19 protein-coding genes are annotated in these 21,593 nt (G+C 45.0%); 9 read left to right on the top strand and 10 right to left on the bottom strand.

What is annotated here, in order from left to right:
• The first annotated feature begins 261 nt into the window (after positions 1–261).
• The 3 genes from purT (at position 262) to NDA06_RS21975 (ending at position 4,350) form a co-directional block, all read left to right on the top strand.
• Positions 262–1,449 (top strand): formate-dependent phosphoribosylglycinamide formyltransferase, encoded by a 1,188-nt coding sequence (purT, locus tag NDA06_RS21985; RefSeq protein ID WP_190687308.1) that lies wholly within the window; start codon positions 262–264, stop codon positions 1,447–1,449.
• Between the two features lie 154 nt (positions 1,450–1,603).
• Entirely contained in the window at positions 1,604–2,383 is a 780-nt protein-coding gene (locus tag NDA06_RS21980) for an S-layer homology domain-containing protein (RefSeq protein WP_190985676.1), read from the top strand.
• Positions 2,383–4,350: a WG repeat-containing protein gene (locus tag NDA06_RS21975; RefSeq protein ID WP_190985675.1), complete on the top strand. Its 1,968-nt coding sequence runs from the start codon at positions 2,383–2,385 to the stop codon at positions 4,348–4,350. Before NDA06_RS21980 ends, NDA06_RS21975 begins: the two co-directional genes overlap by 1 nt.
• 35 nt (positions 4,351–4,385) lie before the next feature.
• Here the strand turns inward: NDA06_RS21975 and NDA06_RS21970 are convergent, their stop codons facing one another.
• Entirely contained in the window at positions 4,386–5,207 is an 822-nt protein-coding gene (locus NDA06_RS21970) for a M48 family metallopeptidase (protein ID WP_190428607.1), read from the bottom strand.
• A 394-nt stretch (positions 5,208–5,601) separates the two neighbouring features.
• Between NDA06_RS21970 and NDA06_RS21965 the strand changes: the two genes are divergently transcribed.
• Entirely contained in the window at positions 5,602–5,871 is a 270-nt protein-coding gene (locus NDA06_RS21965; RefSeq protein ID WP_190410490.1) for a GlsB/YeaQ/YmgE family stress response membrane protein, read from the top strand.
• A gap of 386 nt (positions 5,872–6,257) precedes the next feature.
• Here NDA06_RS21965 and NDA06_RS21960 read toward each other — a convergent pair whose 3' ends face one another.
• From NDA06_RS21960 to fusA, 6 genes are all read right to left on the bottom strand, one after another.
• Positions 6,258–6,965 (bottom strand): molybdopterin-dependent oxidoreductase, encoded by a 708-nt coding sequence (locus tag NDA06_RS21960; protein WP_190985674.1) that lies wholly within the window; start codon positions 6,963–6,965, stop codon positions 6,258–6,260.
• A gap of 159 nt (positions 6,966–7,124) precedes the next feature.
• Positions 7,125–7,733 carry a cytochrome b/b6 domain-containing protein gene (locus NDA06_RS21955; RefSeq protein ID WP_190525235.1) on the bottom strand — a complete coding sequence of 203 codons (609 nt, stop codon included), beginning with the start codon at positions 7,731–7,733 and terminating at the stop codon, positions 7,125–7,127.
• Positions 7,734–7,826: 93 nt separating this feature from the next.
• A complete protein-coding gene (locus NDA06_RS21950; protein ID WP_242047441.1) occupies positions 7,827–8,264 on the bottom strand; it encodes a DUF4864 domain-containing protein in 438 nt (145 codons plus the stop codon).
• Between the two features lie 84 nt (positions 8,265–8,348).
• Positions 8,349–9,467 carry a response regulator gene (locus NDA06_RS21945; protein ID WP_190525237.1) on the bottom strand — a complete coding sequence of 373 codons (1,119 nt, stop codon included), beginning with the start codon at positions 9,465–9,467 and terminating at the stop codon, positions 8,349–8,351.
• 400 nt (positions 9,468–9,867) lie between these two features.
• Positions 9,868–10,434, bottom strand: a complete 567-nt coding sequence (locus NDA06_RS21940; protein WP_190985673.1) for a Uma2 family endonuclease — start codon at positions 10,432–10,434, stop codon at positions 9,868–9,870.
• 133 nt (positions 10,435–10,567) lie between these two features.
• The gene (gene fusA, locus NDA06_RS21935; RefSeq protein WP_190985672.1) at positions 10,568–12,637 is read right to left on the bottom strand and encodes an elongation factor G; all 2,070 of its coding nucleotides are present in this window, start codon (positions 12,635–12,637) and stop codon (positions 10,568–10,570) included.
• A 209-nt stretch (positions 12,638–12,846) separates the two neighbouring features.
• Between fusA and NDA06_RS21930 the strand changes: the two genes are divergently transcribed.
• Positions 12,847–14,625, top strand: coding sequence for a DUF262 domain-containing protein (locus NDA06_RS21930; protein WP_190985671.1), 1,779 nt, complete (start codon positions 12,847–12,849; stop codon positions 14,623–14,625).
• Between the two features lie 266 nt (positions 14,626–14,891).
• Here NDA06_RS21930 and NDA06_RS21925 read toward each other — a convergent pair whose 3' ends face one another.
• Both NDA06_RS21925 and NDA06_RS21920 read right to left on the bottom strand, forming a co-directional pair.
• Entirely contained in the window at positions 14,892–15,968 is a 1,077-nt protein-coding gene (locus tag NDA06_RS21925) for a spore photoproduct lyase family protein (RefSeq protein ID WP_190985670.1), read from the bottom strand.
• Positions 15,969–16,042: 74 nt separating this feature from the next.
• Entirely contained in the window at positions 16,043–16,399 is a 357-nt protein-coding gene (locus NDA06_RS21920; protein WP_190410482.1) for a hypothetical protein, read from the bottom strand.
• Positions 16,400–16,525: 126 nt separating this feature from the next.
• Between NDA06_RS21920 and NDA06_RS21915 the strand changes: the two genes are divergently transcribed.
• Both NDA06_RS21915 and NDA06_RS21910 read left to right on the top strand, forming a co-directional pair.
• Positions 16,526–16,735, top strand: coding sequence for a hypothetical protein (locus NDA06_RS21915; RefSeq protein ID WP_206755359.1), 210 nt, complete (start codon positions 16,526–16,528; stop codon positions 16,733–16,735).
• A gap of 10 nt (positions 16,736–16,745) precedes the next feature.
• Positions 16,746–17,936, top strand: coding sequence for a low temperature requirement protein A (locus tag NDA06_RS21910; protein WP_190985668.1), 1,191 nt, complete (start codon positions 16,746–16,748; stop codon positions 17,934–17,936).
• Positions 17,937–18,129: 193 nt separating this feature from the next.
• On the opposite strand, the gene NDA06_RS21905 is transcribed toward NDA06_RS21910, so the two are convergent.
• Positions 18,130–19,821 carry a dolichol-phosphate mannosyltransferase gene (locus tag NDA06_RS21905; protein WP_199324069.1) on the bottom strand — a complete coding sequence of 564 codons (1,692 nt, stop codon included), beginning with the start codon at positions 19,819–19,821 and terminating at the stop codon, positions 18,130–18,132.
• Positions 19,822–20,462: 641 nt separating this feature from the next.
• On the opposite strand from NDA06_RS21905, the gene NDA06_RS21900 reads away from it, so the two are divergent.
• Together NDA06_RS21900 and cofH are read left to right on the top strand one after the other, a co-directional pair.
• A complete protein-coding gene (locus NDA06_RS21900) occupies positions 20,463–20,594 on the top strand; it encodes a hypothetical protein (protein WP_277878357.1) in 132 nt (43 codons plus the stop codon).
• On the top strand, positions 20,591–21,593 hold a 1,003-nt coding region (gene cofH / locus NDA06_RS21895; RefSeq protein WP_348251852.1), incomplete at its 3' end, for a 7,8-didemethyl-8-hydroxy-5-deazariboflavin synthase subunit CofH. The genes NDA06_RS21900 and cofH, both read left to right, overlap by 4 nt.

Here is a 21,593-nt window from a genome sequence, read left to right as displayed (position 1 = left end):
GGATGATTTATCCCTGGCTAAACATTTTCCCTGATTCACATTTATTACTAGGATTTAATCATTTAATTGCTGCAATGAATCAATTTAAACCCTGCTATGCTTCTGGATAATTTTACTTATTTACTACTTGCTTACTTCGGAAAGTGACAGAAGAAGGTTAGGAAAGGATAATGTATAAATTTTAGGCGATCGCGATCTAAATAGCGCTGCTTAGTTTTACAATGAATTGGCGAAATCTGGTAGCTCAAAGTCAAAAAATCAATGGGACACTCTCTGAAGCTTCCTCAAAAAATCATGCTGCTTGGTTCAGGAGAACTCGGCAAAGAATTTGTCATCGCTGCTCAACGTCTAGGCAACCATATCATTGCAGTGGATCGCTATCATAATGCTCCAGCAATGCAAGTAGCTGATGAATTTGAAGTAATTTCTATGCTCAGTGCTGATGACCTAGAAGCCGTCGTGCAAAAACATCAGCCAAATTTAATTATTCCGGAAATTGAAGCGATTAGGACGGAGAAACTGATTGAATTTGAAAAGAGAGGGTTTACAGTCATTCCAACTGCTACTGCTACCCATTACACGATGAATCGAGACCGAATTAGAGAACTTGCCCATCAGCAATTAGGACTTAGAACTGCTAAATATGCGTATGCAACAACGCTGGAGGAATTTATTGATGCTTGCGACAAAATTGGGTTTCCCAATGTAGTGAAACCTGTGATGTCATCCTCTGGAAAAGGTCAATCGGTTGTCAATTCGAGCGATGAAGTTGAAGCGGCATGGAAGTACGCAATTGAAGGTTCTAGAGGAGATACTCAAAAAATTATTGTCGAAGAGTTCATTCCCTTTGAATTAGAAATAACCTTGCTAACGATTAAGCAGTGGAATGCTCCAACTATTTTCTGTCCTCCTATTGGTCATCGTCAAGAAAGAGGGGATTATCAAGAATCTTGGCAACCCGCAGCAATGCCAGAAAACTTGCTTTTGGAAGCACAGGCGATCGCGCAAAAAGTTACTGATGCTTTGGGAGGCGCTGGAATCTTCGGGGTGGAGTTCTTTATTACCAAAGATTCTGTAATTTTTTCCGAACTTTCTCCCAGACCTCATGATACGGGAATGGTGACATTAATTTCTCAAAACTTGAATGAATTTGAATTGCATCTAAGAGCGGTTTTAGGCTTACCAATTCCTAAAATAGAACTATTAGGGGATTCAGCAAGTGCAGTAATTCTGGCAAGTAAGCATTCAAATTCAATCGCTTTTATGGAGGTGCAAGAGGCTTTATCTGAACCGAATGTAGATATCCGGTTATTTGGAAAGCCAAATTCTCGCCCTAACCGCAGAATGGGAGTCGCTTTGGCGAAAGCAAGTAATGTCCAAGAGGCGCGGAATAAAGCGACTAAAGCCGCTAGCAAGATTAAAATTGTTAATCAAGACGATCATTATTGATGCTTGATTATTAGAAATCCCCCAACCCCCCTTTTTAAGGGGGGCTAGGATAAGATTCTACCTTTTGCCAAAGAATATAGGGTGGAGCAAATATTTTGTCTTTAAATATGAGAATTGTATTAATAGGTAAATTAGAATTCAGGAGTTAGTCAAGTTGAACGAGCTTATCTTTTCTGATATTCAAAACCATTGGGCGCAAGAGTGTATCAAACAACTACATGAACGAAATCTAATTAGCGGCTACCCAGATGGCAGTTTTCGTCCGAATGCACAGGTGACGAGGGCGGAGTTTGCAGCATTGGTACGAAAGGCGTTTCCCAATGCTGTCCCGATTCGGAATGCGATTAACTTTGTGGATGTGCCTTCAAGTCATTGGGCTTATCAGGCGATTCAAATTGTTTATCGGGCTGGTTTTTTGTCTGGCTATCCAGATCGCACATTTAAGCCCAGTCAGGCGATTCCGCGAGTGCAAGCTTTTGTAGCTTTGGCATCCGGGTTGAAGTATGGCGCTACCACAAACCCCAGCGAGACATTAAAAAAGTATTTTGAGGATGCAGCGCAGATTCCCAATTATGCAATTAGCCCGATCGCGTCTGCAACCGAAAAATATCTTGTCGTCAATTATCCGAATGTCCGACGCTTTAACCCCAATCAGAATGCCACGAGAGGCGAGATTGCGGCTTTGATTTGTCGCGCTTTGAGTATTCCTGGCGTGCCCTTGCAGTATATTCCAGGGATGGAATTTGTGGTGATTCAACCGCAATTTGATGAAGCTGAAGCTTTTTCGGAAGGATTGGCACGAGTCAAAATTGCTGACAAGTGGGGTTATATCGATAAAACAGGTAAACTCGTAATCTCGCCACAATTTGATGAAGCGGATGCTTTTTCTGAAGGAGTGGCACTGGTTAGACAATACGCGCCAAAGAGGCAGTAATGGAAACTCGCGGTGTCTGGATTACCACGACAGATAGCAAAGTCCTGAATTCTCGGCAAAACATTGCTGCGGCGATGGATTTTCTCGCTCAAACTGGGTTCAATGTGGTTTTTCCTGTTATTTGGAATAGTGCCTTTACGCTATATCCCAGTAAAGTGATGCGAGACAATTTTGGGGTCGAAATTGATCCGCGATATCGCGATCGCAATCCCTTAGCTGAAATGGTAACTGAGGCGCGTCGAGTTGGACTTGCGGTGATTCCCTGGTTTGAATACGGATTCGCCGCTTCTTACAATCAAAATGGCGGGCATATTCTAGCGAAAAAACCTGATTGGGGTGCCCGCGATAACAGCGGGAATTTAGTTAAAAAGAACAGTTTCGAGTGGATGAATGCCCTTGATTCTGAAGTGCAGGAATTCTTACTCAATTTAGTGCTAGAAGTTGTCAAAAATTACGATATTAGCGGCATTCAAGGGGACGATCGCCTGCCTGCACTTCCAAGCGAAGGGGGCTACGATCGACGAACAAGCGATCGCTACTTTCAGCAGTTCTTTCAAAATCCTCCGCAAAACCCCAAAGATCCGCAATGGCTTCAGTGGCGTGCGGATATTCTTACCGATTTTTTAACTCACCTCTACCAAGAAGTCATTAATATTAAGCCAGACTTGCTGATTTCACTGGCACCGAGTCCCCACGGTTGGGCACTTCAAGAATATCTGCAAGATCCCAAAGCTTGGAGCGATCGCGGGTTAGTTGATATGATGCATCCACAGTTGTATCGCCGCGATTTCTCTAGTTACAAACAACTGGTTGATAGTCTTGTCGCCCAGCAATTTACCGCCGCACAACTACCAACCCTGATACCCGGTATTTTACTTAAAGTCGGTGGATATCGCATCAGCGCCGAATACTTGTTGCAAGCGATCGCTTACAATCGCTTTCGTGGCATCCAAGGCGAAGTTTTCTTCTTCTACGAAGGTCTGCGAGAAGACAACGATGCCTTAGCGAAAGCCTTGCGTTCTGGCCCCTACTCCCAGCCTGCACCCTTTAATCCCTCACAATTAAAACAGCTTGGCTTTACCAGTCGGAGAATTGGCGGCAAATATAGCTATATCGACACGACCGGAAAAAGTGTCAGCCAGCCGCAATTTGACTGGGTGGATTCTTTTCATAGCGGGTTGGCGCGAGTCAAAATGGGCTATAAATGGAGCTTTATTGATACTACCGGAAAATTGATTAGCCGATTCCAATTTGATAGCGCTGAGTATTTTAGAGAAGGGATGGCAGCGATAAAAATTGGTAGCAAATATGGTTATCTCGATAATACGGGGAAACTCGTCGTTCCGCTGCAATTTGATGAAGCTAAGTCTTTTTCAGAAGGGTTGGCAGCAGTCAAGATAGAGAACAAGTGGGGCTACATCGATCGGAGGAACACTAAGGCGCTAGATGCGCCTCAGGGTTGGATCAACAACTTTCTGCTTCGCTTCCAAACTATTTTTAATCCAAACACCCTGACAATTCCTCCGCAATTTGATAGCGCTGATGCCTTTTCGGAAGGAATGGCACGCATTGGTGTTGGTGGAAAATATGGTTATATTGACACGACGGGAAAGCTGGTAATATTGCCACAATTTGAGGACGCTAAATCTTTTTCAGAAAAATTAGCAGCGGTAAAACTTGTTGGGAAATGGCAGTATATCGATAGAACTGGGAAGGTCGTAATAGTGCCGCAATTTGAGGATGCTGGGTCTTTTTTAGAAGGGCTAGCGGCAGTCAAAATTGCTGGCAAGTGGGGCTATATTAACAAGATAGGAAAGCTGGTCATTCCTACAGAATTTGACAACGCGCAATCCTTTTCCCAAGGATTGGCGCTGGTTAATATTGGTGGATCGTGGCGTTCCGGTGAGAATGGGGAATTGTCTTTCAGCGGCGGGAAGTGGGGCTACATTCGGAATGTGCTGTCTTGAAGGGCTGAGGGCTGTAAGGGTGAGTTTCCCGGTCGTTACTGAGTTGCGGGTGGCAAACGCGATCGCACAGACTGAGCAAAGTCCTCGCGTCCAATCTCTAATTGTGGTGGAACGCCGTTGGGATAGGTTTGAGAGATTAAAGCCTGTAGTTTTTGAATTCGGTTCTCAGGGTTGGGGTGGGTGCTGAAAAACTCCGGAGATTGACCGCCACTCCTGGCACTCGCCAGAATCTGCATCACTTCAACACTGGCTTTAGGGTTATATCCAGCTTGCGCCATAAACTGAACACCAAGGCGATCGCTTTCTAGTTCGTCCTCCCGTCCGTAGCGCAGATTGACAATCTGGTTCACTGCCTGGGCAATCACTTGTGCCTGCCGACCCCCACCTTGGTCATCACTCGCCGCGACTCCAACTGCTGTCACTAGTGCCGTACCGAGTTGCTGTTTTGCCAAGCGTTCCGCCCCGTGTCGTCCCACAACGTGCCCGACCTCGTGCCCCAACACAGACGCCAGTTGTGCTTCAGAAGAAAGACGACGCAGCAAACCCGCAGTAATGAAAATTTGTCCTCCCGGCAACGCGAAGGCATTAATCGTTTGAGGGTCGCGCAACAAATGAAATTCAAAGGGATAGCCGGAAGTCTTCGCCTTTGACTCCTGCACCACCTCATTTCCTACTTTGTCAATATAGTTTTGTAGCGCCGGATCTGGGTACAGACCGCCAAATTTTGCCGCCATTTGCGATCGCGCTTGCAGTCCTAGGACGACTTCCTCCTTTGGCGAAAGTTGCACCCGCTGCTTTTCCCCAGTTACCGGGTTCTCCACTGTCGTAGTGCAGTAACTAACTAACCCAAATAGCATAAGTAACAGTGCAATTCCCAGCCGGATCAGCGCTCTCACTGCTTATTCCCCCGATTTATTCGTCCGGAGGTTATCATACTGCTCGGTAATTTAACATCAGTCTCAAGGATGCTTTATTTAGTTTTTTTGTAGGATAAAGGCAACTCTAGAGCTTGAACCTAAGCGTTTATCCTCTTTTACCCCAATGTTAAATATTATTAATTGAGTAGAAAGTTCGGTGCAATCAATAGACGAATTAGCGCTTTAGGAATCTGAACGTGAAAAGAATGCCGTTTGCCTATCTGTTTGCCTATCTTTTGAGGTAAAGACACTTATATCGTGTGGCAGATAGGATTGCTCTATTTGAACTGTTAATCTGTAAATGTAAAGAAGAGACTATTAAGGAATCAGAACCATGAACATTATTGCTTGGATCGTTTTAGGTCTGATTGCTGGTGCAATTGCTAAAGCTATTTATCCGGGTCATCAAGGCGGTGGTATTCTAGGAACCATCGTACTAGGAATCATTGGAGCTTTCGTAGGCGGTAGTATCGGTACTTTCCTGCAAACGGGGACTCTACAATTAGCAGCTTCTAGCTTGAGCATTCCTGGAATCATTGTCGCTGTTTTAGGCGCAATCGTTGCAGTTTTCCTGTGGAACTTACTCACTCGCCGCGCCGCTTAAGTAGCGCTACATCTGCCACTTCGTTCGGCAGAGTCAAAATGCTCAATCTGCGATCGCAGCTCTTGGGCAAGTCTTGGGCAACTGATTAATTTTCAAGGAAGTGAAAATTGCGTTGTAATAGACGACAGGTAAGTAGTATACGCCTCGTCAGTAGGGGAGTATTAGAGACTCCCCTACACTTTCAATGCAATGAGATCAAAGAACGCGATCGCTTGGAGCAAGATTGATATTTTTTGATTGAAGTATGATTCGGGAATTCTCAATCTTGCTATACATAGTTATTTTATGGCTTTGAAAATAGCTTTAAAATAATTGCCAGAGCCTTGCATCTACCATTCGTATAAAAGTTCAAGATAAAAATTGAAGTGTGAAACCGCAGGCTGCAACTATAGCCCTGCGAACCATTCATAACCTTGATCTTCCCAATAGCCCTTATAAGGTAACAAATCGCCAACTAGCGTAATGCTTGTCACCCATTTGCTTTGCTTGTAGCCGAGTTTAATCGGGGAAGCTAGACGTAGAGGGGCACCATTTTCAACCGATAAAGGTTGACTATTTTTTTGATACGCCATGAGAGTTTGGGGATGCAACGCAGAAGCGATATCCCAACTTTCGTAATAACCATCCGCCGATTTAAAGTAAGCATAGCGGACATTCGCTTTTGGTTGCGCTAGAGATACAATTTCCCGCAGTTGGATTCCCCCCCACTGCACAATTGCCGCCCAACCTTCGACGCAGACATGGCGAATTGTCATTGAGGATAAAGGCATTTGCTGAAGATCCGCCATACTAAGACTCAAAGGATTATTAACCTCGCCATTTACATTTAGGCGAAACGCAACAGGGTCTATTTGTGGCGTAAAGTCAAATGTATTAATAATTAAAGCATCTGGCTCAATCTGGCTAGCAGGAAATTCAGGTACAGGTTTTTGCGGATTTAGCAGTAACTCTTCAACACTTTGGTTGAGGGGTTCAAAAGCTTTACCTGCAATCCCCTGAAACACGCTGAACGCACAACCCCCCAGAAGTAAGCTAATACTAGAAATTCCTGAGAATTGCAGAAATCTGCGACGGGGAACTTGAATCAAGTTCATAAAATATCTCTACTAAAATATTCAATAACTTAAATAGCAACCTCCTCCTTTAAGAGTTCCTGTAAGAAACCCAGTGAACTCATTTTAAAGAAGGAAACTAGATTGATAATGAGCTTTAGGATTGTTGTAATCCAACCTACAGCTCATTATAAAATACCGCTACCAGAACATAGAATCAATTAAACGAGAACCTCCTACTTTAAGAGCTAGCCAAGAGTGAACCATTGCAAAGAGTATGACAGTTGGCACACTCATAAAGTGAACAATTCGCAATGCTTGCCAATCGCCAAATAAATCAACAATCCAGTGAAATTGAGCTGGTTTATACATTCCCAGTCCGCTTAGCAAAGCGAGCAGTAAAATCGGAATAATCGCGGTGTAAGCAATTCGATGCCAAGCATAAGCAATGCGCTTGGGGTTGTGGCTCAATTGCAGTGCCTTCACATCCTTCTCACCTACAAATCGATGCTTCCAGCGCCGAGTTATCAAAATATAAATCCCGTACCAAACTAAATTTAGAGCAAATAGCCACATGGCAGCAAAATGCCAGTGTCTACCTCCAGCAAGCCAGCCGCCTAGCAAAAACAAGGGTGGAAAATGCCAACCACCGCGTCCGCCAAAAACCGGATTAGCATTGTAAATCTGTAGTCCGCTGGTAATCATTAAAAGCAAGCTAATAATGTTGATCCAGTGAAATGATTTTACCGCCAAAGCTTGTGTCGGTAGCAGTGGGGGGCGAGGTGTTTGGGAGGAAATAGACGAACTCATAGATTTATAAGTATAAATTTATCTTTTTTTGATTTCATCTTAAACACTATCTTCTCACATCAAAACTCAAAACTCTTCTTACCAATTTTCTATTCAAACCGTTTCTCCTTTTACTGGCACTAAATAACACCCAGTAATTTTCCATTTACCCTGAGATTGCTTTTTCATCAGATAAAGTGCCCTGATCAAATTCCCATCTCGATCGAGTAGAAGCACTTGCTGAGCTGGGAATCCTTCAATTGTGGTCATGTTCTCAAACATCACGGAACGAGGACGATGAACTGGTTGATAAGCAGCCTTCACCATCCTTAAAAAGTTGTCTGGCGTCCCGAATTGAGCTTGAATTTCTGCGCTAGCAAAGGAGAAAGCTCCTTCAGCATCGTCTTTCTGAAATGCTTCCAGTTGGTTAGAAATCACAGAACGGATAATCAGGCGATCGCTATCAGTTACTTCCATTTGTTGAGCTTTAACAGGTAAGGTGAGCGGTAAAAAAGCCAGCAAGAATTTCAGGAAACAACGGACGCAACGCATCTGAAAATTATTTTGACTTATCGGAGATTTTAATCTGGGTTAGCAAGCCGGATTGGAATGAGCCAAGAACTCCGTTAGGCTCAATCAACCAGATTTAATCTGAGACAATCTATCTTGCATTTCTACATCCACCGACACCGAGCGAATTTTGCGCCCGATTGCTGGAGGCTGCCGCAGTTCGCATCGGAGATCCGCAACTAATTCGCACAAGTGTTGCGCTATGTCCCGATCCAATGGCGTCTCCGGTTGAAAGCTATGTTCAATCTGACGAGCTAGTTGAGAACCCCAAGGAAAGCCAAACATCCCTAAAGAACCCGCTAGCTTGTGAGCTGCCCAAACTGCTCGGTGGCGCTGTTCCAACCCCAATTCGTCTCTCAATAAGGCAGTCGTTGCCTCCTCAACAACATCTATCCGAGAGATAATCTCTCCTTGCAAGCGCTCCCAAACTTTCATCACTGCTGCCTGCGTTTGAGCAAGCGTCGGCGGCTGGTGTAGGGCGGAGGATACCGCTTGTGTTGGAGGATGAGATTGAGCTGGCTTGAGGCGATATCCTAGCCCATAAACCGTCTCAATCAGATCGGTGGGAGCGCCCGCGGCTCTCAGTTTTTGCCGCAACCCTTTAATGTGAGATCGGACGGTTTCTTCAGCGGGTGGTTGCTCAAACGACCACAGGTGTTCCAGAAGCTCGCTGCGGCTAAAGACTTGATTCGGACAGCGCACAAACAGTTCTAGTAGCGCATACTGTTTGGGGGTAAGATGCAAGTTTTTCCCTTCATAGCGTCCCTCTAAGGTAGGCGGGTCAAGACCTAGGCTGCCATTCTTCAGAATTGGCGGCTTTAATAAACAGCAATGACACAGGAGAGTGCGGACACGAGCCGCTACTTCTTCTAAATCAAAGGGTTTGAGGACATAATCATCCGCACCAGCATCCAGCGCAATGACTTTATCGCCATCAATTTCATGGGCAGCGTATAAGAGAATCGGCATCAACCGCCCCAAAGAACGTAGCCGCTGACAAAGACTGATGCCATCAAGTGTAGGCAGCATCACATCTAGCAAAATTAAGTCATAAGTACCAGCCCGTGCAAATTGCCAGCCTGCTTGCCCATCGGCTGCCCGGTCAATTATATAATTGCGATCGCTGAGGGTTTTGGTGAGAGCTTGTGCCAAACGCTCATCATCTTCCACTAGCAGAATGTTCACTTTGAGATTTCCCCTAATCCTGATTCGCTTCCCGTCAAGCACTGGCGACAGACGCCCGCAGGCATTTTCTACATATATCAATTAATTTGTCAATAGTGTTTTAAAAAATAAGCATTTCTATGAAGTTATTTAAACTAAGTTTGCCTGATATTAAAGATAAAAGCAAAAAGGCAAATAGTAATCATCACGATTTGCCTTCCGCTGGCAGCAGTAACCGTAGCAGTAAAGCATCTTTTGAAATTGGCAATTGCGGTGGGTTTTAGAAAGATTTTTAAGTACGATGATCGCTAACGATGGCTGTCTCTGCAACAATAACATCTAGCAATTTTTCGTTGTGCTATTCGATTCATCTTGGGTTTACAATTCAAGGCAAATTGCGATCGCTAATTTCCGCTAACTTCTAACTAAACAACCGCGCCACAGGACAAGTAAAACCGGGAAGCAAGGGCGAAGTCAGTTCATCGCTGGCAAACAATGTTGCTGTTAGCACCAGTGTTGCCCCCTCCCGTCGATAAATCTGAATTTGCTGCAAACGCCAATCAACTATCCAGTATTCCCTAGCTCCCTGCGATGCGTAGAGTTTTAGTTTCACCTGTCTATCTCTGCGTTCATTCTCCTCGCCTGGAGATAGCACCTCAACCACCAACTCTGGTGCTGCGGTTAAATGCCCTGCATCATCCAACACAGCAGCTAATCGTTCCTTGCTTGCCCAAACTACGTCAGGAATCACGTTATCAGCATCTGTAAAAATGATGCCAGCACCACTTACAGATTCTCCTAAACCAGTCTGTCGCGACCAAAAATTCAACTCTGTACAAATGTTGCTACATACTCTTTGATGACCCCAGTGTGGTGCGCGTGTCACAAATAATTCTCCATCCACAATCTCATAGCGATTCCCGTTATCTGGCAACAACTCCAGATCGGCAACTGTCCAACGGACTCGATCGGTAGTGGTCTGGCTCATCAGGCACTCCTTGAGTGTGTTACTCCATTTTATTAGTGCAAAGAAAAGACTGAGAACTAGATTTTCAGTCCTCAGTCCGCCAAGAGAGTGCCGCTACGCGAACACTCCTTAGTGCTATTTTCAGATGCAGGCTTTAGCCGCGCAGATGGGCAGCGTTTTCCATCAGCTGCTGTTGCAGGTTAGCGGGTACCGGCTTGTTGGAGGCAAACTCCATTGAGAAGTTAGCTTGACCGGAAGAAAGCGATCTCAACTGTGCAGAATAGCCGAACATCTCCACGAACGGCACTTCGGCACGGATAACGGCGTAATTTTCCATCGTCTCCGAACCCAGCAGGACGCCGCGACGAGACGAGAGATCGCCCTGCACTCGCCCGACAAACTCGTTAGGTGTCTCCACTTCCACGAGCATAATCGGTTCGAGGATCACTGGCGCTGCTTTGGCAAAAGCTTGCTTGAGGGCAAGACTTGCCGCAGTTCGGAACGCCATTTCCGAAGAGTCAATCGCGTGGTAGGAACCCGCTTCTAGTATCGCTTTGACACCAACAATCGGATAACCGATGAGATGTCCGCTAGCGATCGCTTCGCGGAAACCTTTCTCGCAAGCGGGGATGAATTCTTTAGGAATTGCACCACCAACCACCCGATTCTCGAACGCAAACGGGTCTTCACAGGGTTCAATCCGACCGATAACATGAGCATATTGACCGGGACCGCCGCCTTGCTTCTTGAGCCTGTAGTCGAAGGTTGCCGACTGGGTAACGGTTTCGCGGTATGCTACGGCGGGCGCACCGACGTTAACTTCGGCGTTGTATTCCCGCTTCATGCGTTCGATGTAGATTTCTAGATGCAGTTCGCCCATCCCCGAAATTAGGGTCTCCTTGGACTCCGGATCGATGCTGACGCGGAAGGTGGGATCTTCTCGTGTAAAGCGATTGAGCGCTTTTGACATTTGATCGGCATCTTCCCGTTTCTTAGGCGCGATCGCTAGCGTCATCACGGGTTCTGGCACAAATATCCCCTCTAAAGAGAGGTTGGTTCCGTCCGAACAGAATGTATCGCCAGAAGCGCACTCAACACCCAGCAGAGCTACAATGTCCCCAGCGGCTGCGGTTTCGACCTCCTCGCGTTTGTTTGCGTGCATCCGCACAATTTGGCTCACTAGCACCCGTTGGTTGGTGCGAGTGTTGTAGATGCGTTGTCCCTCGCGCAGCGTCCCGGAATATATGCGGGTATAAGTCAGTTGTCCGTACTCATCTTTGGCAATTTTGAAAGCCAAGGCAACCAGTGCGGCTTCCGTGTCTGGATAGACAGGAATCGGCTCATGGGTCGTAATCGCGATCGCTTTCACCACTTCTCTATCTACAGGTGACGGCAAGTAAAGAGCAACAGCATCTAATAAGTTCTGAACCCCCTTATTTTTGAAGGCGGAACCCATCAGAACTGGAGTTAATTGCAAGCTTAAAGTTGCCCGACGCAGGGTTTCCCAAATCATTTCTTTGGGAATTTCCTCGCTCTCAAGTAGCATCTCCATCATCGGTTCGGAGAACATAGAGAGTTGATCGAGCATCTTTTCTCGTGCTTCTTTTGCCTCATCCCGTAAGTGTTCGGGAATCGACTCAATAACGCGAATTTCGCCTTTTTCTCCAGCAAAATAGTTTGCCGTCATTTCAACCAAATCAATGACGCCTTCAAACTTATCCTCGCTGCCGATAGGATACTGAAGCAGTACCGGGTTCAAACCGAGTTTTTCTCGCAGCGAGCGCACGACTCGGAATGGATTTGCACCCGTCCGATCCATCTTATTAATGAAGGCAATACGCGGCACTCGGTATCGCTTCATCTGCCTATCTACGGTGATAGATTGCGATTGCACACCAGCAACCGCGCAAAGCACCATAATCGCACCATCAAGAACCCGCAATGCACGTTCAACTTCAATCGTGAAATCTACGTGTCCCGGAGTATCAATCAGGTTAATCTGCGTATCATTCCATACACAAGTTGTCGCGGCTGAAGTGATGGTAATGCCTTTTTGTTGCTCTATCTCCATGTAGTCCAACGTCGCGCGATCGCTACCTCCCCGAACTTCGCCAATCTTGTAAATTTTGCCCGTGTAGTACAGAATCCGCTCGCTGAGGGTTGTTTTACCAGAGTCGATGTGAGCAGAAATTCCAATATTACGGATGCGCGTTCGGGGAATCATAGGACAAATACTCTGCCTTACCAGAGCCATGAAAAGACATTTGCCTTGTGCGGCAACTATAATACTACAAATATACTACATAACTGTCAAGGGTGTGGAAACTATTCTGTCCAAAGCAGGCAGATATAAACTAGAGGGGGTGGAAGCCATCACTTTCCTAAGAGTGCGCGCATTCACGTAATTAGTTAATTCGTTTTTGAGAATACTGCATGGCAACGATTGAATCTCAAGACCTTAGTATTGGTAAGCTTTTCAATGACTTCTATGTGGTTCCGAGTTACCAACGCGAGTATGTTTGGGAAAAGGAACACGTTACTGAGTTTTTCCAGGATATCTATGGAGAGTTTTCTTCAAATGACTCTGGCGCAGTTTCAGAATATTTTATTGGCAGCATTATTGTTTGTGTTTTGCCAGACGGTTTATATGAAGTAATTGATGGTCAACAGCGTATTACGACAGCCTACGTAGTTCTCTGTGCTATAAGAGACTATTTGCAGGAAATTAAGCAAGACGAATCTATTGAGTTACTAACCAGTCAGATTGCATCCACAGATATTGATGAAGAAGGAAATAATGTGTTTCGGTATCGAGTTACGCTTCAATATGCAGATAGTTGTGGCGTTTTGGAAAAAATTGCTCAAAAAGAAGATTTAAATAAAATTCCAAACACATCCTCAGCACAAAACATTAAAAATGCCTATGAGGAGATAAAAAAAATGCTTGATAGTGCATTTGGTCAAAGTCATTTAGATATTCCGACAATTAAAAAATTTTATGCTTATTTTACTAAGAATGTCGTGCTTGTCAGAGTGAAAACTGCAACTTTAGCGGATGCGTTGAGAGTTTTTGCAACAATCAACAATCGCGGTGTTAATCTCGATGCCATAGACTTAGTAAAAAATCTAATGTTTATGGAAACCCCGAAAAAAGAATATGACATTCTTAAACAAAAATGGAAGACAATGGTTGATATTTTGTTTAGAGCAAAAGAAAATCCTATGAGATTTTTACGTTATTTTATATTGGCACGTTATGAAAATGTAGAAGCGCTGAAAGAAAACGGAATATATGGTTGGTTTTCAAGCAAAACAAATAAAACTTATTATGAAAATAACCCAATAGCTTTTGTTGATGAGTTGCTTGAAACTGCCCAAGCTTACGTTAATTTTATGGATGGTAAGGATATAGAAGGCAAAAAAAATCGTTACCTGGAAAATATCCGTAATATTAGTAGTGCTGTCCGGATGCCTCTGATGATACTATTATCCGGTCGCCACTTGCCTAAAGATTGTTTTGTAGAATTATGTCGGCAGGTTGAAAATATTTTTTTTGCATACCTGCTTACACGCGAACCCACTAGCAACTTCGAGCGACGTTTTACTCAGTGGTGTTCAGAACTGCGGAAAGTTACACAACCAGTAGAATTTAGTAATTTCATTACCCATCATATTCAACCGGAAAAACAAAAAGTGGCTGCTCGCTTTGAACTCACTTTTAGTAAGCTAGAAGAGTCTTCTGTTCCCAAATCACAGTTGCGATACATTCTAGCAAAATTAACACAATATGTTGACGAGAGTGCTTATGGTAGTGATGGGTCTATTATTGACTTAAAAACCTATATCAACAATAAGCAAGTAGAAGTTGAACATATTCTACCTCAAAATCCCTTATCAAGTATCAAGGACTTATTTGATAAGCCTAAGGATATTGATAGTTATATTAAGCGTCTTGGAAATTTGACGTTACTTGAAAAAACAATTAATGCTTCAGTGGTAAACAAAACGTTTGAAGAGAAGAAAGAAGCATATACAAAGTCGAGACTTTTGCTGACTAGATCGATAGGGGAGAAAGTGAAAATTGGAAAAAATACAGCAGTAGACCGCGCAGTGAAAGAGTTAGAAACCTTTGAAATTTGGAATTCTAAATCGATTGATCGCCGCCAGGAAATGCTAACTCGGTTAGCAAAAAAAATCTGGGATATGCCTTAAGCTGGTTATTGCCCAATATAAATTGGAGAGAAAAATTATAATTAATAGAAACCCAGTCGCTTCTTTTCCTTCGTCGCAGATATAAATGAGTCAGCACGATTGCGTAGTATTGGCTAAAGCAAAGGGTGTAGACGCCGAAGAACAGGAATTAGCTGGATAAGCTCTCCAGAGAGATCGCATTCTCCCCCTTGGCAAACTCGCTCAAAATATAAAAAAGCTGACCTATAATTTTGGTCAGCGAATAAGATTAGATTTAGCTAGAAATCCTAAGTCCAGTAGAGAATGCGACCTTGGGGAAAGCGCTTCGTAATCTCACTTTCAAAAAAGCGCCGTAGCGTCTTCATCGTGTCAGTGCCATAAACATACTTGGTGCCGCCAAACTTGTTACGCTTAACAGTGCGTGTTTCTTCATCCATGTCCAGCTTTGATTGGGGATACCAAGTTTGCAAAACCTCTTTTGAGCCAGGGGTGAAGCGGTGGGAAATCAACTCGAAAGTCAGGTCACAATCGAAATCGAGTGCTTCGCTAATCGAGTCAAGCAAACGAGTGTAGTGTGTCTCCCAATCCTCTATCGGCATAATCGGTGCAATCACTAAACCCACTGGATACCCGCCACCACCAGAAGATTGAGGTAAAGCCAACCGCCGCAAAGCTTGCAGCCGGGAAGCGACTGAGGCTGTACCGCCTTCAAACCGCCGAGACACCGGATCGGCATTCACACTGATTCGACAACGGGTGTGACCATTGTGTGGTAAGTCGAGTAATTCATCCACCGCATCGAACTTGGAAACCCAACGCAGATGTCCGTTCGTCCGCGTGCCAAAGTAGCGGATACATTCTGCAAGGCTGCCAGTTAAATGTTCAATGCCCAAGGGATCGGTGTAGCAGCTAACCTCAAAACTTGTGGCGTCGCTTCCTTCGTAAGCTGCTAGATTCTCCAATATTTGCGGCAAGTTCGCAAAGACGCGAATTACTGGTGGCCCTGATAAACTACCAGCTAAATAACAGTATTGACAGTGTGCTGGACAGCCTTCCGCGATGTGAAATTGCCAGTCAGCCGATGGAGGGATGGGGCTGAGTTTGAAGGAACTAGGCGGTGCGGTGACGACAGCGAGGGTACGCTTAGCAATGTTGTAGGTATCGCGATCGCTCTCGCCACGTAAACCAGTCAGGCGGTTTCGCGGCAACTCTTCGATAGGTAAATTGAGCGACTGGACGCGAGAAAGTATCTGCTGACCGTAAGGCTCATCTAAGGCAGAGGGTGTGAATAAAACTCGCTCCGGCATCCACAACCGAGTGGATGGCGCTTCTGGGAATGAAATGTTGTTTGCGATCGCGTGCATACTGTCAGATTCTGCGTATTGATCAATTTGGAGCTGAAGTCAGGGGCGATCGCGATCGCCGCTTCCCGATGACCTTAATTCTCTAAAACTTGGCGGATGCGTCGTTCCAACAGTTCCAGATCCAGACCGCCTTCATCACGGCTAATCCGACGCACCGTTGAGTTAACGTTGCTCAAATCCACCAATAAATCTTGGAGAATTTCTTGCTGTTGACGCGCTTGGGTGACTTCACGCGGTTCTTGCACCAAGTCACGAATGATAGTGTCTTCAGCCCGCGAGGCAACAATCGGGTCAGCTTCCCCCTGTAGATGAACGAAGGTTCGCCGCCCCGGTCCGCGCTCTTCCTCAATGGGGATAATTGCTGTCACCTGGTCGGAGCGCACGTATTTTCCGAATCCTAGATGGACTAAAACCGATGATTGTAGTTTCATTTAGAAGAATGTTTATTTTGTCCCTTACTTCTATTTTAAACGCCTAACAAAAGACCTGAGACCTAGAACTGGAGCGGGTTTTACTCCCTTAAGAGTAGTAGTATCCGGTGGCGAGCGCCCGACTTTTTGACCCGGCTATCATCGGTGCAAAATATCTGTTTACGGAAAAGATTTATCTGTACCATCGGGATTCCCGGCTGGTTAAATGTAATGCTTCACCTGCCTACGGGTAGCCTTGCCAAGTCAGATTTAGACCAATTAGCGGCTGAATGCGATCGCTACAGAAAGATTCGATTTTCTATGGGATATTATCTGCATAATCCTCTCGGAAATTAGAGAGTGCAAGATGATTAAAACTTTGTGGCAACCTCCCCGCCTGCGGACGCCTGAAGAGAACGAAAAAGAACGCCGCGCGACTTGGTTAGAACTCTTTTATGACTTGGTATTTGTGGCAGCGATCGCGGAAGTGGCGCATAATCTCAACGAACACGTCTCGCTGCTGGGTTTTTTGGGTTATATGCTGCTGTTTGTGCCGATTTGGTGGTCTTGGGTTGGGGCGACTTTTTACGCAAGTCGGTTCGATACTGACGACTTAGGACACCGACTGCTAACATTACTGCAAATGATTGCGATCGCAGTGCTGGCAGTAAACGTGCATTACGGCTTAGGAAAAACTTCCGACGGCTTTGCCCTTTCCTACGTAACTGTTCGATGTATTTTAATTTTCCAGTATCTAAGTGCTGGATACTTTGTGGTGGCAGCGCGGAAGTTGACAACTTGGTACGTGATAGGCTTTAGCATCGCCGCCGCCATCTGGCTAATCTCAATTTTTGTCCCAATTCCTTGGCGTTTTTGGCTTTGGGGATTGGGATTTTTGATTGACTTTGGCACACCTCTCACCGCCAGACAGTTGGCTGCCAAGGTGCCGCCGAGCTTTTCACACATCCCAGAACGTTTAGGCTTATTTACGATTATCGTGTTGGGTGAGGCGGTGATTGGCGTAGTCAAAGGCGTTTCTCAGCTGCAATGGGGTCTTGCATCTGCCACTGTGGCTGTGCTGGGGATGATAGTTGCTTTTAGCCTGTGGTGGATCTACTTTGACAGCGTGGATGGCTCACCTCTGCGGAGGATGGGAACTGGCAACCTGAACTTTGGTTTAATCTGGCTCTATTCCCATTTACCCCTCGCCATTGGCATTGCTGCTGCTGGTGTAGGTGTGGAACATATTGTCGTGTCCAGCAAAACGGCAGGAGCGTTACCCAGTAACGAACGATGGCTGATCTGCGGCGCTGTGACGATGTGTTTGATAGCCTTGGCGGTGATTCACCTGATTACCTGTACTTTAGGGACAAAGCGACATCGTAAGATTTTAGCCGCCTATCGTTTGGGTTCTGCGGCTTTTATTCTGGTGATTGCGATCGCGGGTGCGGCTTTGTCACCGATTACAGTCGTTAGTTTGGTAGCTTTAGCTTGTGCTGTGCAAGTGGTGCTGGGTTTCCTGATAACCCCTCACGTTCAGCCTGAGGCAAAGTGCTGATCGATACGATAAAGGTATTCAGCCAGCCTCAGGCTTGGGAAAGCGATCGCCCACTTTCCTCAAAATTGCGTGCGATCGCGAGAATTCCAACCTCTAACGCACTCGATAGTTTCTAGCTTCCTCCCTCTAAAGGGATGAAGCAGGAACCGCAGAAGAGGATGAGGCTGGCGCTACGGGCAAACAGCTTAACAATTTATCTTCGATTGCTGAAGGCAGGAACCGCAGAAGAGGATGAGGCTGGCGCTGCGGGCGATCGCTGCCCAATCGATGCCTGGAATATAGGATAATTCCCATATTTTCCTAAAGGTAAGAATTCCATCGTAAACTGCTGGTTTTTTAAAGGCAGCTTTACCTCTTCAGGCTTTTTCTCAGAGATTTGGCAGGAACGAGTGTAATAGCAGACATAAATAAACTTCTCTTTTTTCTGCTCAAGTAACGCCTCGCCCAAAGTTTGTAAATCCTGAGGTTCTTTCGTCAGGAAAAATACTTTTTCAAGTAGGGGTGCTTGGAGAACTTGAGCAACATATTGGTTGGACATCGCGACTACTGTTTCTGGTTGCGATCGCAAGAACTGAATAGCTGGGGAAATGCCTTGATAATTTTTACTGAGATAAGCTGTGCCGGAGTAGGTGTTTTTATAAACCCCAATGATAAAAAGCACCAAGAAAATAACCGTACCTATCTTTTTAATACTTCCTTTCGCCAACCTCCGGACAAATTCAAACTCTTTGATTGCGACCAAGCAAATTAGCGGTACCAAAACCAGCAAAAACCGAGGTCCCCATTGCTTGCCTCCTGCACCAGCCGGAACCATTACCGCAACCGCCACAGTAAATAAGAAACAGGTTGCATAGATAACCGTCATTCCCAAGCTTAGTTTTAGCTTTTGTCGGCTAAATAAACTCACTCCTAAATATAAAATTGCAAATAAGGTTAGGGGAAAATACTCAAACAAGCCAGAACTCATTTGATTAAAATTTGCCACCGCCACTAATAATCTATCGCTTAGGGAGAATTTCTCTACTATCTGAACGGAATGCATTCCTAGAGGATGCTTATAAATCAATGTATTCAGCACAAAGAAGATGGCAATCGTTAAAAATGTGCTGACAACAAAGAGTTCCTTTCTTCTCGCTAAAAACTGAACTTTTTTTAATTTTAAAAAAGATGCAGCATAAACCAGGACAGCCAAAAACGCGACAATGCCTAGAATTTCTTCTCTAAACCAAACAGATAAGCCAATAAATACCCCACTTAATACAGCATCCTTTTTAGACAACCCTTCTGTCCCCGGTATTAATAAAGTTGCCATTCCGTGAAAGCAAAGCGCTACAGCGAGGCTATGTTCCCAATACATCGCGCTATAGATAGATAAAGGGGAAGCAAAAATTAGGATTGCAAGCGCGATCGCTGTGCTAAAAGCGTTTAATTTCAACCGTCTGCAAGCAAAATAAAAACTTACCCATACAGCCCAAGTTGCAATCAAGGGAACGACGTATAATCCTCTATAGCCGAAAAGCGCTTGGAAAGGTGCGGTAACAAGGGGAAAAGTAAACGGAAAGGTGATGAAGTACTGCCCAAATCTGTTATAGACAAACGGTTCTTGAAACGGGTATAATCCACTTTGCCAAAGATTCCGAACCCAGTCTTCTACAGGTAAGTTCAGGTCAAAGCGAAACTGCCCGCTGCTAAATTGTTTCGCTAACAAAGCTTTAAGCCCAGCATCTCCACTAAAAAAGACATCGTTTGGGAGTTGCGATTGCAAAAACAGTGAAAATAAAACGCCCGCTAGAATAATGAGTAAGGGAAATCTATATTGGTTGATTTTAGCCTTACTATCAAAATCGCTAGGATTGGATGTAACATCTCTCCACGTTTTTGACATATAATTTCTCATTTTTTTATTTCCTCAATTTACAAGCATTAATATTAAATACAAGATTCACAACCGGCTCTCGTTTGGGTAAAGATTCCTTCCCATAATTTTTACCAACTATCCCTTTACTTGGGTATTGTAAAAATTGGCTACTTACGTAAGGTCGGGCAATCCTCAAAATAGGTTCGCTATATTTTACGCAATTAGACTGAAATTCTACGACAAAGAATAGGCTATCTTTACTAAATCTTCAAATAATGGCTATTTTTCACCTGAAGTTGTAAAGATTAGGTGAACTGAGGTCTAAACTATACAGAAATGAAATAAAGGCTGAGCCACTATGGTCGCAACTAATAAAACTAAGTAGAATCTGTAAATTTAGAAACAGTTTTCATCGATAGTCTTCCTAACAAACCGATAATTTAACTAAACTGCCCTCCGGATGCATAGAGAGATAAATTTTGATTCAATGCTTGTAAGCAATTTCCTGACACAATAGCTAACTCTTTCTCCAGCCGATTTGCTACTGCGCTTATGGGTGTCCGATTATAAATAATTTCTATTTCATACCATTAAATTGCTCGGTATTTCCCTAAGATTGCTCATTCTAGAAAACAACCTAGAGGCTTTGTGAAAAATTAGGCACAATTTTGAGTTTAGAGCGAATTTCGCTAACCGATAAACCCGTGAAACTGACTGCTGGCGCTACTAGCGAACTCCCAGAAAAAACATTTACTGCCAAAATTGAGAAGAGTGACCTACTTTACCGGGAAGTGCTGTGACGACTAAAACTGTTGATGCCATTCTTGAGGGTGCCCTGGCAGGTGGCGATTTGTCACAAGAAGAGGGAGTTGTACTATTAAAGCAAACCGATCCAGATGTCCAGTCAGCGATTCGGGAAACAGCTGATAAGCTGCGACTCAGGCAAGCGGGTGAGACTGTCACCTACGTAATCAATCGCAATATTAACTTCACCAATATCTGCGAACAGCACTGTAGTTTCTGCGCCTTTCGCCGGGATGAAGACGAAGAAGGCGCATTTTGGTTAGAGAGTCCCCAAATTTTGGAAAAAGCGGCTGATGGAGTCCGGCGGGGGGCAACTGAGATTTGTATGCAGGGGGGACTCCATCTTGGGGCAAAAATTAATGGTGCTTCTTTGCCTTATTACCTGCAACTGGTGAAGACAATCAAAGAGGAATTTCCCCAACTGCACCTGCACGCCTTCTCCCCCCAGGAAGTGCAATTTATTGCCAGGGAAGATGGTCTTAGCTACGAGTCGGTGATTGCGGCGCTGCGAGATGCCGGTGTTGGCTCAATGCCGGGAACTGCGGCGGAAGTTTTGAACGATGAAGTGCGGCGCGTCCTTTGTCCGGAAAAGCTGGATACCGCAACTTGGCTGGAAATTGTGGGAACAGCACACAAGTTGGGAATGCCAACCACTAGCACCATGCTTTCCGGTCATATTGAGACCCCAGAACAGCAGATGCAGCATTTAGACAAGTTGCGATCGCTCCAACAAACTGCTGTTACCCAAGGATATCCTGCCCGGATTAGCGAATTTATCCTATTACCTTTCGTCGGTCAAGAAGCCCCCAAACCCCTGCGTCGTCGAGTGGGGAGAGATCAACCGATTCTAGAAGACGCCCTGTTGCTGACTGCTGTGGCGCGAATTTTCTTAGGAAATTGGATTCCCAACCATCAACCCAGCTGGGTGAAACTTGGTCTCGCAGGTGCGGTGGAAGCCCTGAAATGGGGCTGCAATGACATCGGCGGCACCTTAA

Source organism: Trichocoleus sp. ST-U1, from assembly GCF_039961835.1.
GTDB lineage: Bacteria > Cyanobacteriota > Cyanobacteriia > Cyanobacteriales > FACHB-T130 > FACHB-T130.
Note: the sequence above shows the minus strand (reverse complement) of the source record. Positions and strands in the feature narration are given on the sequence as shown.

Excerpts from the sequence above, each read along its gene's own strand:
- purT (WP_190687308.1), top strand. The coding sequence starts at position 262 with ATGGGACACTCTCTGAAGCTTCCTCAAAAAATCATGCTGCTTGGTTCA.
- NDA06_RS21975 (WP_190985675.1), top strand. The coding sequence starts at position 2,383 with ATGGAAACTCGCGGTGTCTGGATTACCACGACAGATAGCAAAGTCCTG.
- NDA06_RS21970 (WP_190428607.1), bottom strand. The coding sequence starts at position 5,207 with ATGCTATTTGGGTTAGTTAGTTACTGCACTACGACAGTGGAGAACCCG.
- NDA06_RS21965 (WP_190410490.1), top strand. The coding sequence starts at position 5,602 with ATGAACATTATTGCTTGGATCGTTTTAGGTCTGATTGCTGGTGCAATT.
- NDA06_RS21960 (WP_190985674.1), bottom strand. The coding sequence starts at position 6,965 with ATGAACTTGATTCAAGTTCCCCGTCGCAGATTTCTGCAATTCTCAGGA.
- NDA06_RS21955 (WP_190525235.1), bottom strand. The coding sequence starts at position 7,733 with ATGAGTTCGTCTATTTCCTCCCAAACACCTCGCCCCCCACTGCTACCG.
- NDA06_RS21950 (WP_242047441.1), bottom strand. The coding sequence starts at position 8,264 with ATGCGTTGCGTCCGTTGTTTCCTGAAATTCTTGCTGGCTTTTTTACCG.
- NDA06_RS21940 (WP_190985673.1), bottom strand. The coding sequence starts at position 10,434 with ATGAGCCAGACCACTACCGATCGAGTCCGTTGGACAGTTGCCGATCTG.
- fusA (WP_190985672.1), bottom strand. The coding sequence starts at position 12,637 with ATGATTCCCCGAACGCGCATCCGTAATATTGGAATTTCTGCTCACATC.
- NDA06_RS21930 (WP_190985671.1), top strand. The coding sequence starts at position 12,847 with ATGGCAACGATTGAATCTCAAGACCTTAGTATTGGTAAGCTTTTCAAT.
- NDA06_RS21925 (WP_190985670.1), bottom strand. The coding sequence starts at position 15,968 with ATGCACGCGATCGCAAACAACATTTCATTCCCAGAAGCGCCATCCACT.
- NDA06_RS21920 (WP_190410482.1), bottom strand. The coding sequence starts at position 16,399 with ATGAAACTACAATCATCGGTTTTAGTCCATCTAGGATTCGGAAAATAC.
- NDA06_RS21910 (WP_190985668.1), top strand. The coding sequence starts at position 16,746 with ATGATTAAAACTTTGTGGCAACCTCCCCGCCTGCGGACGCCTGAAGAG.
- NDA06_RS21905 (WP_199324069.1), bottom strand. The coding sequence starts at position 19,821 with ATGTCAAAAACGTGGAGAGATGTTACATCCAATCCTAGCGATTTTGAT.